The 13,206-nt window shown below is 34.4% G+C and carries 16 protein-coding genes and 2 tRNA genes; 2 read left to right on the forward strand and 16 right to left on the reverse strand.

Annotated features, from left to right (window positions below):
- Nucleotides 1-83 precede the first annotated feature (83 nt).
- The 9 genes from WD055_06290 to WD055_06330 form a co-directional block, all read right to left on the reverse strand.
- Nucleotides 84-539 carry an NUDIX domain-containing protein gene (locus WD055_06290; protein ID MEX0849814.1) on the reverse strand — a complete coding sequence of 152 codons (456 nt, stop codon included), beginning with the start codon at nt 537-539 and terminating at the stop codon, nt 84-86.
- Between the two features lie 17 nt (nt 540-556).
- A complete protein-coding gene (locus WD055_06295) occupies nt 557-2,383 on the reverse strand; it encodes a hypothetical protein (GenBank protein ID MEX0849815.1) in 1,827 nt (608 codons plus the stop codon).
- Nucleotides 2,384-2,521: 138 nt separating this feature from the next.
- Nucleotides 2,522-2,752, reverse strand: coding sequence for a hypothetical protein (locus tag WD055_06300; protein ID MEX0849816.1), 231 nt, complete (start codon nt 2,750-2,752; stop codon nt 2,522-2,524).
- 72 nt (nt 2,753-2,824) lie between these two features.
- Nucleotides 2,825-3,124, reverse strand: coding sequence for a hypothetical protein (locus tag WD055_06305; GenBank protein ID MEX0849817.1), 300 nt, complete (start codon nt 3,122-3,124; stop codon nt 2,825-2,827).
- The gene (locus WD055_06310; protein MEX0849818.1) at nt 3,121-3,432 is read right to left on the reverse strand and encodes a hypothetical protein; all 312 of its coding nucleotides are present in this window, start codon (nt 3,430-3,432) and stop codon (nt 3,121-3,123) included. Before WD055_06310 ends, WD055_06305 begins: the two co-directional genes overlap by 4 nt.
- A 72-nt stretch (nt 3,433-3,504) precedes the next feature.
- Nucleotides 3,505-3,840 carry a hypothetical protein gene (locus WD055_06315; GenBank protein MEX0849819.1) on the reverse strand — a complete coding sequence of 112 codons (336 nt, stop codon included), beginning with the start codon at nt 3,838-3,840 and terminating at the stop codon, nt 3,505-3,507.
- Nucleotides 3,830-4,300 carry a hypothetical protein gene (locus WD055_06320; GenBank protein MEX0849820.1) on the reverse strand — a complete coding sequence of 157 codons (471 nt, stop codon included), beginning with the start codon at nt 4,298-4,300 and terminating at the stop codon, nt 3,830-3,832. Before WD055_06320 ends, WD055_06315 begins: the two co-directional genes overlap by 11 nt.
- Nucleotides 4,301-4,638: 338 nt before the next feature.
- On the reverse strand, nt 4,639-5,769 hold the full coding sequence (locus tag WD055_06325; GenBank protein ID MEX0849821.1) for an N-acetylmuramoyl-L-alanine amidase: 1,131 nt from the start codon (nt 5,767-5,769) through the stop codon (nt 4,639-4,641).
- 17 nt (nt 5,770-5,786) lie between these two features.
- The gene (locus WD055_06330) at nt 5,787-6,800 is read right to left on the reverse strand and encodes a C39 family peptidase (GenBank protein ID MEX0849822.1); all 1,014 of its coding nucleotides are present in this window, start codon (nt 6,798-6,800) and stop codon (nt 5,787-5,789) included.
- 225 nt (nt 6,801-7,025) lie between these two features.
- Between WD055_06330 and WD055_06335 the strand changes: the two genes are divergently transcribed.
- A complete protein-coding gene (locus WD055_06335) occupies nt 7,026-8,195 on the forward strand; it encodes a hypothetical protein (protein ID MEX0849823.1) in 1,170 nt (389 codons plus the stop codon).
- Here the strand turns inward: WD055_06335 and WD055_06340 are convergent.
- The 4 genes from WD055_06340 to WD055_06355 form a co-directional block, all read right to left on the reverse strand.
- Nucleotides 8,185-8,844: a phosphatidylserine decarboxylase family protein gene (locus WD055_06340; protein MEX0849824.1), complete on the reverse strand. Its 660-nt coding sequence runs from the start codon at nt 8,842-8,844 to the stop codon at nt 8,185-8,187. The genes WD055_06335 and WD055_06340 overlap by 11 nt on opposite strands.
- A 104-nt stretch (nt 8,845-8,948) precedes the next feature.
- Complete coding sequence (locus WD055_06345) at nt 8,949-9,362, reverse strand: hypothetical protein (GenBank protein ID MEX0849825.1); 414 nt, start codon at nt 9,360-9,362, stop codon at nt 8,949-8,951.
- Between the two features lie 54 nt (nt 9,363-9,416).
- Nucleotides 9,417-10,259 carry a hypothetical protein gene (locus WD055_06350; GenBank protein ID MEX0849826.1) on the reverse strand — a complete coding sequence of 281 codons (843 nt, stop codon included), beginning with the start codon at nt 10,257-10,259 and terminating at the stop codon, nt 9,417-9,419.
- A gap of 134 nt (nt 10,260-10,393) precedes the next feature.
- A complete protein-coding gene (locus WD055_06355) occupies nt 10,394-11,584 on the reverse strand; it encodes an FAD/NAD(P)-binding oxidoreductase (protein ID MEX0849827.1) in 1,191 nt (396 codons plus the stop codon).
- Nucleotides 11,585-11,717: 133 nt separating this feature from the next.
- Here WD055_06355 and WD055_06360 point away from each other — a divergent pair, with 133 nt between their 5' ends.
- Entirely contained in the window at nt 11,718-12,017 is a 300-nt protein-coding gene (locus WD055_06360; protein MEX0849828.1) for a hypothetical protein, read from the forward strand.
- Here WD055_06360 and WD055_06365 read toward each other — a convergent pair.
- The 3 genes from WD055_06365 to WD055_06375 form a co-directional block, all read right to left on the reverse strand.
- Nucleotides 12,007-12,549 carry an NUDIX hydrolase gene (locus tag WD055_06365; GenBank protein MEX0849829.1) on the reverse strand — a complete coding sequence of 181 codons (543 nt, stop codon included), beginning with the start codon at nt 12,547-12,549 and terminating at the stop codon, nt 12,007-12,009. The two genes, WD055_06360 and WD055_06365, sit on opposite strands and share 11 nt — an antisense overlap.
- Before the next feature lie 374 nt (nt 12,550-12,923).
- A tRNA-Arg gene (locus WD055_06370) sits at nt 12,924-13,000 on the reverse strand.
- 101 nt (nt 13,001-13,101) lie between these two features.
- A tRNA-Arg gene (locus tag WD055_06375) sits at nt 13,102-13,178 on the reverse strand.
- Nucleotides 13,179-13,206 lie beyond the last annotated feature (28 nt).

The raw sequence follows: 13,206 nt of genomic DNA on the forward strand, positions 1-13,206 counted from the left end.
TCTTGTTTTCCTTTACACATGCAATAATCCCTTTAGTTTGTACAGTAATATCATACTAATAAAGCTTTTAGCTTGCAAACTGATTATAAATAATGAATCTTGTTTTCCTTTACACATGCAATAATCCCTTTAGTTTGTACAGTAATATCATAATTATCTGCATCTTCAGGAGATATCCATGCATAATCGGCATGTTCTGATAACGTAATTAAAAAAGGAGTTTTAGGCTTAACCAAAAAATTAAATCTTCGTGTAAGCTTGCCACTTGATGAAGGAAAATCAATATAACCAACATAACCTACTATATGATCAATTATACAACTTGTTTCTTCTTTAATTTCACGATAGAGCGCATCAAGCAATGTTTCATTGCACTCCAAACCTCCTCCGGGCAGTTCATAAATATTTGGCATAAAGTCATCCGGAAGCCGTTTCAAAACAAGTAATTTTTGATCATGTATAATGACACCCGCAATTGATAACTTTTGAACGCCATCATCAGTTGCTTGATCAATAAGCTTTTGGAAAAAGAAATTCATTTACTACTCTCCAGAAATTATTCAGTTAATTTTGATAATGTTTTTGGCTGATAGGTACGAGACCCATCTCTAAAAATTGATGTACCCTTTAATCCTGCATCATAAGCCTCTTGATATATAGACATTATGTCCAATGAGGTTGTTGCATTTGGAAGATTAACCGTTTTTGAAACTGATTCATCAATCGATTGCTGCGCTGCAATAACCATTGCAAGATGATCCTTATAAGATATTTCTGTTGCAGTCATAAAAGGATTTTTTCCTTTAAAGTGCCCTGCGCAAGATCCGGTTTTTGCTATTTCATCAATAACAGTTTGAGCAACTTTATTTTTTTCAAAATATGCCTGTAATAAAGGATGGAATCCATATTTTGTTTTCAAACTAAATATAGGTTCAATACTTTGGCTGGCACCAATTACCGTTGCACTACGTCCTGTAGGTGGCAATGATGTAATTGTTGCATGGCGTAGTAATTTATTTTTCTTAACATCTTGTGCCAATGCTTCCCATTGTTTTTTTGAAACTTGAGGTGTATCGCATGCACCATATTTATTAAGAATAAAACCTTCATCCATATAGCGACTTTCATTAATCGCTTTAAATGATCCACGCACTTTAGCTAAATCTACTGAAGCAATTTTTGCATGATAACTTATAAAACTCAACATATCTTTAAGTATATCTTGTGCTTTTTGTTCAGTATATTCAATATTAAGTTTTACCAATAAATCTGCAAAACCACATACTCCTATACCTATTTTTCTTTTTGCTTGCATAATATCTCTACTTTCAGGAGACAGATAGTGATGAATGCTCACCTCCAAGATATTATCTAATGCACGAGCCATAAGTTCAACTGTTGAGCGTAATGATGTAAAATCAATTTCTTGTTTTTGCTCATCCACAAATGAAGCCAAATTTATATAACCAAACACACATGTTTCACCAGGTGCCAAACCAACTTCTGCACAAGGTGCTGTTGTTTTATAACTGCTCACCGTCGGTGTAGGATTATCATTGTTTAATCGTTCTATTGAAATAAGACCCGGATCACCACATTGATGAGCCGCATCAGCAATTTTTCCAAGCAACTCTTTTGCCTGAATAATTTTACCATCTTTCAAAGTAAACGTTTTATTTTCTTTTGCTGCTTGCATAAAAGCATCATTTACATTCACTGATATATTAAACTTCCACTCTTCACCTTTTGCATCAGATCCAACTTTGGCACCAATAAATGCTTCAATATGAGGAGAATCGACATCGAGTATTGCCATATTACCAACCGGTCGTTGCTCTTTTGTGCTCAAAGAACCTTGCACTGCAATCTTATTCAGATAACGCAAAGTGCCAACCGGATCATCAACTTCAGATAAGTTATACCCGGTTCCCATACCATCTTGATGATATTGATCAACAATCTGTTTAACCTTTTTCATATCACCTTTTAAATCAACCGGCGGCATTGCACATGCCGAAAGAGGTCTTTTAACAAAACGCCCGGCATTAGTTAAAATTGGCGTACTGAACACAATAGCTTTCGAATCGAATAATGCTCCGATCTTCTGAGCAAACGCTTCCGTGCTCAAATTGTTTAGACTAGGCAGCGCATAAGTATATTCCGCTTGGGCAATACAATCGACCACACGTTCAACCATCTCATGCGGCTTTTCATCTTTATTAAGTATATTACCATCAACCAAAATATATTTGGCAGCATCATCATTAAAACCAAAGGAAGACTTATAAAACGATCGCTTTTTTGTGTCAGCACAAAAAATTGATAAACCTATAAACAGTAAAACTGACAGAGAAAAGAATACTCTATTGCTATATTTATTCATAATGTTCCTTACTTAAAAAATTAGCTTTAAACTTAGACTACAGTAATAATGCCAACGTGTCAATTGGATCTATATGAAACAAAGCAATTATTTCATATAGAAAATTAACGGGTAAAAACGGATAACTTCATTACTACATCATTTTTTAATAGGTAACTCATCCTGTTTATCAATAAAACGTTTTCTTTGTTGTTGATTTTGATTTTTAGGATCATTCTCTGGATTTTTATAATAACCGGTTCTATATTCTTTTAGATCATTTAGCTGCTCAAGCAATTCCGGTTGATCTGCAAAAATGGAAACTGAATATGATATCAATAAACTTAAACATGCATAACGCATCATGCTTGCTATTATAGCATTTTCCATGTTTTTCCTTCTTGTATAATCAATTAATGTTTATTTGTTGTTCATCATCACTATAGCTCTTTTTTATCAACTCTATCGCATCATTTGAAAACATTCATTCAAAAGTGTAAAACTTAAAAAACAAAGTAAAACTTTACACCCTAAAGCTTTGGCGGTATCTGCCACCAACGGCTCAGTTGTAAGCTCTATCAATTCTTGACACCTTGTAGAAATTAATGCCTTATTACTTGTTATATTAATAAAGTTCAAAATAGAATTTTCATATACATTCAATATAAATTTGGTATTATTACAACCATCATTCACTTCTGCAAGAACGTTAAAATTTAAAGCAACCATAATTCCAAGCAAACAACCTTTTAATGATCTCATAAACATCCCTTTGCAATCAACTTTCTCGTTAGCAATTTCACTTCTGATAAAGTAAGATACATACCCAATAAAATTGCTGTATTTACTGCGATAACTACAACATTTAATCCTGTCTGACGCGCCTGCAATTGAGTCAATTTTTGCAAGTATGCTAAAATCAAATCTGCTTTAACCTCTTTTTCATTAAGCTCAATCGCATACTGCTCTTTTTCAGTTTCTGTAAACTCAAGTACATTTGTCAGTGCATATAGAGATGACATTCGAACCATTACTACAAAAAACAATAATATAGTTATTTTATTTTTCATGTCTTTCTTTCTATTTAAAAACAGTTTTAATCATGCATTTCAATAACAAATATACACCACGGCACCACAAACTTAAGCACGCGATTTAAGAAAATCGTCAATTACATATTGTGGCACATTCAATCGTTTCATTTCCTGAACACAAATTTCACTTAATTGCTTATTTTTCGCGTAGTACCATCCAAAAATAGCTATCGCAAAAACAATTGGCATAAAAATAGCACATCGATAATAACCAAAATGCAATTGACTTTGAACTTCTTTTTCTACCAATGAATCAGCGATCTCTAAAGAAGTTTTAGAAATCACTGATTCATTTATTTCATTATTTGAACAAAAATTTTCTAAAGGCATCTGAACAAGTGCACAAAAAAACAAAAGAGTTACGATATTTTTTTTAATGACCATAAAAAGACCCTTTAATATTGTTCTGTAGCTCCATTGTCAATAATTGTGAATTTACCGTATAAAGTTCTAACCATATAAAAAGAGCGCCTGTAAGAATAAATAAGTTAGTAATCGCTGTAAATAACTGAATTCCTGTTTGTTGTGCTTGCAATTGTGCCTGCTTAAGTACACAACACAAAATTACATCATTTTTATATTTTTGATCATTTTCTTTTTGATTCAAGATTTGTACTTCTTTAACAACATGCTCCGCTTCATCATCATTAATTTCAGATAAGCAAGCTGATTCATCAGATAAAAAACCATTTACATCTTCTTCATTATGCTCAACATTAAAACTTGAAGACTTATCTTGATTTGAATGCACATCTTTAACAAAATCAGGAATTTTTGCAATTATCAAAAATGAAAAAGAAAATATTAACCCAACAAAAAATTTTGATAAAAAACGAATACGCATGAAAACCCTTTATTATATTATAATGTTTTTATTAGCAATCAATTAAAATATGTATTCTGCTTGAACGCATATAGAAATGAATAAAAAAGATAAAATAAAATAGATAGAAAAATTGCGTTGAAAAACGCATGATTTACAATGCATAGTATCGCCTTGAACTTGAATGTTACATGTTTGCTTGTTTGTCTTTGCTTTACTACTACTATCGTTTTTTTTGATAACACACAACATTGTTTTCACATTGTACTTTAGATTAGTTTGTGTCTTAAACTGGTATATAATTTAATTTGTAAAAATGTTTCTGTCAAACAATTACCAAAAGTTTTTTTACAAATTAATCAAATATGTAAAAAATGCATCAAGCCGTTACAGATGCCTTGCGCCAATTGTTGTTGATAGTCTGATTGTGCCAAGCGTTGCGCTTCTTTCGGATGTGTTAAAAAACCGAGTTCTACTAAAATGCCGGGGAAATTTGTGCCGAGTAACAGCTGCGGTACTGCATGCTTAACTTTACGATCATGTAATGCAGTCTGCTGGTTAACAACCTGTTGGTTAACATGATGTAAAATATCAGCATGTACTTTTTGCGCTAAATGATAACTATCAGAGCAATTTTTTTTTATCAATTCACGAAACATTAATGATTGATCCGATGGTGCATGTTGCACAACGGTAAAAAGATTGGGATGCAAACAATAGGTCTCGATACCATGAACATCTTTATTGCCCGCACTATTTGCATGAATAGAAATATATGCATTCGGTTTAATTGTATTAATAATCTCTGTACGTTTATCAAGAGAAACAAATGTATCGGTTTCACGCGTTAAAGTAACCTCGCATCCTTTTTTTTTTAAAAGGTGAGCCAATGAATGGCCCACCCCGAGAGTAACATCTTTTTCAGTAATTGCATTAAAACCGATTGCCCCCGGATCGGTGCCGCCATGACCACAGTCGATAACTACGTGTGGTTTTTTATTACTAGCCAATTGCAAAAGCGGCCGTTCAAAACTACCCATTTGATTTAAAAATGGTTTGTTCACTAAACGTACTGCCACACCTTTATGATTAGTTATTGCATCAAATGTATCACATAAACAAGCAATATTATCCGGATCATAAAACAGTTCTACCCGCACCCCTTTGCGTGGATGATCAACTTCGGTACATGCAATGCGATAATAGGTATCATTCTGTTGTATATCTTTTAGTTTAGCTTTACATGCATTATCAACAGTATCTAACGTGAAAAAAAATGTTTCATGCTTCCAACCGGTTTTTTCAGGATCATTATGCACAATGGTATGCATAGTGGGCTTCTCTGAAAAATAAAACACTAATTTTGTCAATTCAAGTTGCGGCGTTTCTTCCAACTGTTGTCCATGGGGAGCACGATGCAGATACACCTTTTGCAATTGGTTTGCCGATAACGAAACAACACTCAACAATAACAATGCTATTTTTTTCATCACATAGTTCCTCCTTTTTATGCCACTTTTGGCACTGCAATATATGATAACCTCCGTGAACGTTCCCATGCACGCACAAAACTTTGCATGGGATACTCTTTGAACGTTTCTTGATCAGTTAATGCTGCAGGATCATGACAAATCACCCTACTTTTTTGTGCATCATAACCAATGACAACCAATAAATGTCCATTATTATAAACTTTTGGTGCACCGGTAATATCACCACGCACACTCACCACAACCGGAACTCCTTCCTGCAATTTTTTGTGTAATATTTCAAATGAATGTAATCGTGCAATATAAAACTGTGTTTTTCCATCAGCACATTCAAATGCATGCGCAGTATTAAATGGCCAACTCCCATAGGCATTTAATCCATAATCATATGATTTTTGTGCAAAATCCAATGGATTTATTTTTTTATCAGTTAAATACTCAAGCATCATACTGCATGAAGTGGGAGAGCACATCATACGTTTTTTTGCATGAGATAATACCAATTGTGATTTTTGCGGCACTGCATCAACCAATACAGAAGGTAATGATCCAAAAAAAGTCGATTCATTATTAAATTTAGTTAAATCAGATGCATTGACAGTAAAACTTTTTATCTGCGCTAAATCAGCATTATCTGCCATCATTTTTATACGAAACGCATCAGCCTTTTGATTTTGCTCTGTTTCCAAGCGTACATAAAGATACTTACAGGTTCCATCAGAACGGGATTCATACGATTTTTGTATGTTATTACCCCAATCGACCATTTTATGCCATGGACCCCACTGTTTTTGTTTTGCATTGCGCACTTGTACATAAAATGAAAAATGACCTTTTTGCGGCCTGAATGCATTCCAACTGAATAACAGTTGAGTAAATGCAGGTACATCGATTTTACTAAAAACTATTTCATTTTTTTTAATAGGCATATTTTGTGGCATCATTTTATGATAATGCCATGTCCAAGGTTCTTTTTGTGCATAAACACAAAGCGTTATAACACACAAAGCTATTGTCATTAAACGTTTCATATTATGCACCCCCTTCTTAACCTCTATTTTCTATTATGATAATTTAATGCGAATTAAAAATGCAATACTTTTCTATATGAAGCACTATCTTATTTAGATACATAATATTTTTTCAAAACTAAAAGAAGTAAACATACTGCAAAATCAACAAATTACATGATTATCTTCACGTTATTGCTTCATACAAGCCATACTGAACAAAAGGAATAAAAGAGGAAAAACTATATGAATAAAATAATGATACTCATATATTGTGTTATGCACATATCCCATGTACATGCACAAAAAGGGTTTGCTGTATCTCCTGTTGCGGACTTAGTTGGTCATTCACTAACAAAAAGTGATATTTCATATGATAATTTACCCGTTGCAAGTATAAATCTGGCAGCATGTCCTCGCATGCATCAATTACTGTATAATGAAACAATCGATATCATTAAAGAAACTGAACATGAATATTACGTTGAAATACCGCACATTTTTTTTGTCACAAAGTCAAACAATAAACCGCATTGCAGCTATTGGATAAAAAAAAAACATATTGTTCCATTAGACAGCATTAAAAAGAATGAACAACAGTATATCCCAGAACCGATAGATTTTCGTAACAATAAGAAATCAAACCAAAAGATTATAACCTTAATAAAACCGTTGTTTTGCAAAAGAATGAATGTTACTTTTTCGGTCGGTACACGTTTCGTATTGAGCAAAAGACACGATAACCATTATATTGCCTATGCATATAATCCAAAACAAAAGAAGTTTATTCATTTACATATTCCCATATCAAATGCACTTTCTACGCAAAATCATACAAAAGAACAAGCGTTACACACCTATCGTATATTACTCAAAAATTGGGCCAATATGTCAGGCTATACACCATATGTTTGGGGTGGATGCAGTTTAACTACACAAAATAAAACTGATACATTTAGCTTACAATCAAAAACAAAAAACTATGTCATTAAAGACGATACAAAAATCTACAAACATGGCTTTGATTGTGCAGGATTGATTGCACGTGCCGCACAAACGGCCGGCATTCCCTATTATTATAAAAATACTACAACACTTGCTCATTACTTAAAACCTATACAACAGAAAAATGCAATGCATGATGGCGATCTGATTTGGATTCCCGGGCATGTAATGGCAATCGGCAGTCTAACAAACAATACCGTTATTGAAGCCCGCCATTATAGTCATGGCTATGGCAAATTGCATGAAATTCCATTGCAAGAAATTTTCAAAGGAATTAAAACATTTGATCAACTATTCGATGCAGTAAACAAAAAACAGATATTACAACGTTTAAATAAAGATGGATCAGTTGTACAAAAAATATATGATACAAAACTACTGTCTATGGCCAGTTGTTATATCACCAACTAGATTGCCAACGACCAATCACCGTTTGGCCACCAACAATCATTTGGCCAATGCCAACTTCAAGTGAAACATCTTCAGGCAAAAACAGTTCAACACGTGAGCCAAAACGAATCATGCCAAAGGTATCACATGCTTTAACCATATCGCCTGCATGCACCCAACAACAAATGCGCCGCGCAATAGTTCCTGCAATTTGTCTGACCATCAAACGTTTACCATTGTTTGTTTTAATAAAAACATCATTACGCTCATTGAGTGTTGAACTTTTAGGCAAAAATGCCAAAGTAAAAGATCCTTCATGATATGCTGTATGCGAAACAGTACCATCGAAAGGAATCCAATTGACATGTGCATCAAAAACTGAAAGAAAAATTGAAACTTTTTGTGCAAAGCCGTTGCCAACATCACCAAAAGTTATATCAACTATTTTACCATCAGCAGGTGATACAATAACACTTTTGTCCGATTGCAATTCAGGACAGGCACGTTGCGGATTGCGGAAGAACCACACACAAAATAAAAAAAAGAATAACAATAGATAACTCAATGGACGATATATTAAAAAAGATAAAATCCAACCTGCTATAATAAACAGCAACAAAGTTAAACCTTGAGTCCACAACAAATTCGTTGATAACAATTCCCACAACATAGATATTTCCTACAAAAAAAACAGGTATCAACAATATGATACCTGTTTTTATATCTTTATACTAAAAAAACCATTTTTTTTATAAGAAAGTAAAAAAAGAATTATTACCTTAATCGACCCCAAAGTTCAGTGGTAGTTCTTAACACTTCTAAAAGTGTGACATCATGTCTTTTGTATTTTTCACGTGCAATATTTTTTGCTTGATGCCATTGATACAAACCATATGCCCCAAGAACGGTGCCTAAAAATGTAAAGTTTGGATGTTCTGAACAAAATTTGGTAGTTGTAGCAAGCGCTCCGGTTAATGCAACAAAACTGCGTACAAAAACACGCGCACTGTTTTCTGCGATTGTACACACATTAGATGAAATTTGTGATAAATTGTCTGAAATCACTTTAGCATCGCTTGATTCTATAATTGGTGCTACTAAAGTTGATTGAACTGTATCAGCTGCCATGCAAACCGGTTGCATCATACAAGCAGATATCATCAAAGTTAACATTATTTTCTTAAACATAGTAATCCTCATTTGATTATGTTTTATTTTAAAAACTATTTTTTACACTGTTGCTTATGCAAGTTGATGTAAACGTGCACGTAACTGTTTTTCATACTTAAACAGTTGCCAGGTTAAATTTGTTGCCTCACCTGTATAGGGAGATAACAGACCTCCTATATATGAACCGGCAATATCTCGATAATTTTGATAATTATTAAACGGCGCAGACAAACGACTTGACCAAACATACGGCATCTGCATATAATCGTGATACATCGGCAACCCCAAACATGCAATGCGCGGTTGTATATACCGTTCGACAATCTGTATTTGATTATCAGTTAATGCGACATTCATATCCATAAGATATGCCATACCGTGTAAATCTTTAATTTCATCAACCCATTGTGCAAAATAACTTTGTGTGGCTAATCCGTTTTTCAAAACTTCAATGCGTTCAAGATAAGGCGTAATTTCATTTTTTGATGCTTGTGCAATGTTGATATTACGTATTTTAAGATGACTATTACCTGCAAGCGGATCTAATCCATTAGGCAACACGGGACGTAAAAATATACGTGCATCGCGAATATAATGTTCAACCGTCACTGTTTGATAGGTTCGCCATGAACTATAGAGCAATGCTGAAACGGTTGCTGCAATAGCAGTTTTTGGATAACGAGCGGCAACTGAACTTGCACCTGCGACCAATTTAGTTAACAAATGTGCACAACTTCCTAATTGTTGCGTAAAATGTTCTACAAGCTGACACATATTATTTGCAATTGATGTACAGTTTTGAGCAATTTCTTGCCCTACAGAAGGAGCAACAGCTTGCGCTACAACATCTTGTGCTGCAGAAACAGCATGCACATTAAATATTAGACATAGTGTCAATAATAGACGATAAATCATAGATAACCCCATTTATTTTCATTTTACTACATGATTTACATAACATGTATTATAGTTAAATTTTATACTGCTTAGTATACTTTGTCAAAATGGGTTCATAAAAAAAGAATTTATGTTTTCATATAGAAATAAAATCAGATATTAAGCGGCTGTTTCAGGAGTAAACTGCGACGCAATTTTGCATATTGTTGCGTGTTGCCTACCAGACAAAACCCCTTTAATATGCCATCTAGGCATACATAGCGATGATAAAATGCATCACCTGAACGCTCAATTATATCATATACACCGGATGTATCAGAAGTTGGTCCACAATTGAAAAATTTAAGATCAAAAAAGGCTGAACTGGTAATAATTGATGTGCCATTATATGGTTTATGATTTTCTGTCATTGCCAGCGCTGCATGCATCCCTTGTTGCATAGCATCAGGCCAGGTACAACTAGCAATACTATTGCCGGTCAATTGATCAATAGTTGCAATAACATCTCCCGCTGCAAAGATCTTCGGTTGTGATGTCTGTAAATAAGCATTGACCTCAATACCATGCGCGTTAGTTTTAACATTTGCTTTTTGTGCAAGCATAAGATTTTGCTTGAGTCCAACAGCAACAATAACTAAGTCTGTATCTAAACAAGTAGCATCAGATAAAGTAACTTGATTGAGCAATCCACCATTTCCTGATGCTGAAGTTACTGTTCTGTTTTTATACAAAGTAATATTTTTTTTGTGCATCATCTGCTCAATTAGATCTGCACCTTGCGCAACCACATGACGTGATAATATTTGGTTGTCCTTTTCAACAACAGTTACCTCAATATTATGCGCATGCAATGCATCGGCCGCTTCGATACCACTTAATCCCGATCCAATTACTACCGCTTTTTTTGGCCTATTTTGTTCGATAAAGGAATATATTTTTTGTGCATCCCGTAAATTATGAAAAGCAAAAACATTGCCATAAAGTTTAATTTGATCGATATTAGGCCAGATTGGACCTGTTCCAGTTGCAATTAATAATGCGTCATATGATTCTGACTGTCCATTTTGCAACATAACATTCCTGTTATCAGACGTAATATCAACAACACGCATACCCAAACGAAGATCTATATCTAATTGTTCTGCCTGTTGCAACGTTAATGTATAGGTTTGTTTTTGTGTTTTTTCTTTACCAAGATAATCGGCTAAAAAACATTTGTTATATGGCGGTTCTTGTTCATCGGAAAAACATATAATATGTGCATCTTTGTCATATTTACGCAACGTTCGCATTGCTGCAACGCCTGCTGCTGAATTACCGATAATGATATATTTTTTCTTCATACATTATAGTATAGCAAAAAAATCGGAACTCCCATAGGTGTTTCCAAAGCTCTATTGCCTTTGCATTGCTTTATTACAGTCAAGTAGTTTAATATATATTAAACCATTGTCACTATGTATGGAGGGTAAATCGATGACAAAATATCATAGATTAATATACATAATAAGCATATTAAGCATTCACAAAATCAATACAAAAGAATCTCAATTGACAAGCGATGAATCATTACGCCATGATGTCGAACAACTCAAAGAACAGATTGAAACAGCAAAAAATCAAATCAAAGGAATAAATACTAAACTGCTTGCCATGGAACAAAAAAATTTCATCTTACTTCACATGCAACAAGTTTATCGAAAAGAAACACTCCAGATGATTTCAGATCTGCATAAAATATTAAAAAATAACATAATCAACTATTTTACTCAGTAACTAAACTATAAAATTTCTGCATTAAATAACACAAATCAGGAGCTACCGGATCTAATTGACACGTTTTGACTTGATCACAAAATTCTTCCGGTGATAACCAAATATATGAACTAAAAGCAGTCGGACAATAAACAAGCTCATCACAATCAACTTCAACTTCATAAAGTGCTTTGAACAAACGTGTTTGCGTTTCTTGCGGTGTGACAATTGCCAATTTTTTATAAGAAATAACCTCAATATTTACCTCTTCGGCAACCTCACGCTTCATAGCATCGTCATACAACTCACCCGCCTGCACACAGCCACCTACCAAAGCGTAATGATTTGGCAAATAGGTCAAATGTTCTGCGCGCCTTAAAAAACAGAGTTTGCCCTGCTTATTTTTTAAAAACGCCAACACTGCACGACGATAACCAATATCTTGAGCAAAAGCTATGTCACGCGGCATCGAACGCAATACACAATCACGTTCATCGACAATATCAATTATTTCTTCTTTTTCACTTAACATAACGCGTTCATTTTCAGACATATTTTTTCCTTTTTAAAAATAAAGATCTGCTATAAAAACGAGCGTTTAATCCACTATTCGAACTTTGAAGAACAGACCTGCCAGTTATTTTAATACAAAAAATTTCTATATTAGTCTAGCCAATTTTTTCATTATTGTTTACCGGATAGCTTTGAAAAAATAACTAGCTTCTACTACGCTCTTCGAGCTTCGAAGAACTGGCCTGCCAGGCGAAGCTTGCCGAATCTGCTGTGTCCGACATAGCCAAAGGCGACAACGGAAAGATCCGGATCCTACTTCGTTATCCGACCGTGCTAAAAGCTACGACTGATTAAACAACTACGTAGGACACGTAAGCGAAGACTGGCCCCGCCAACCATAGCCTTGGCGTAGGTTGGTGCGCCCGATAGGGTTCGAACCTACGACCTACAGATTAGGAATCTGTCGCTCTATCCTACTGAGCTACGGGCGCAAAATTGTTATATCTAATGAAATTCATTTAAAAGAATGGCTTCTACTACGCTCTTCGAGCCTTAAAAAACTGGCCCCGCCAACCGTAGCCTTGGCGTAGGTTGGTGCGCCCGGTAGGACTCGAACCTACAACCTACGGATTCGAAGTCCGGCACTCTATCCAATTGAGCTACGGGCGCATATCACATAATTATTAATTTTTACTAA

The sequence above is a fragment of the Candidatus Dependentiae bacterium genome (assembly GCA_040878395.1).
Lineage (GTDB): Bacteria > Babelota > Babeliae > Babelales > Vermiphilaceae > JAKBEL01.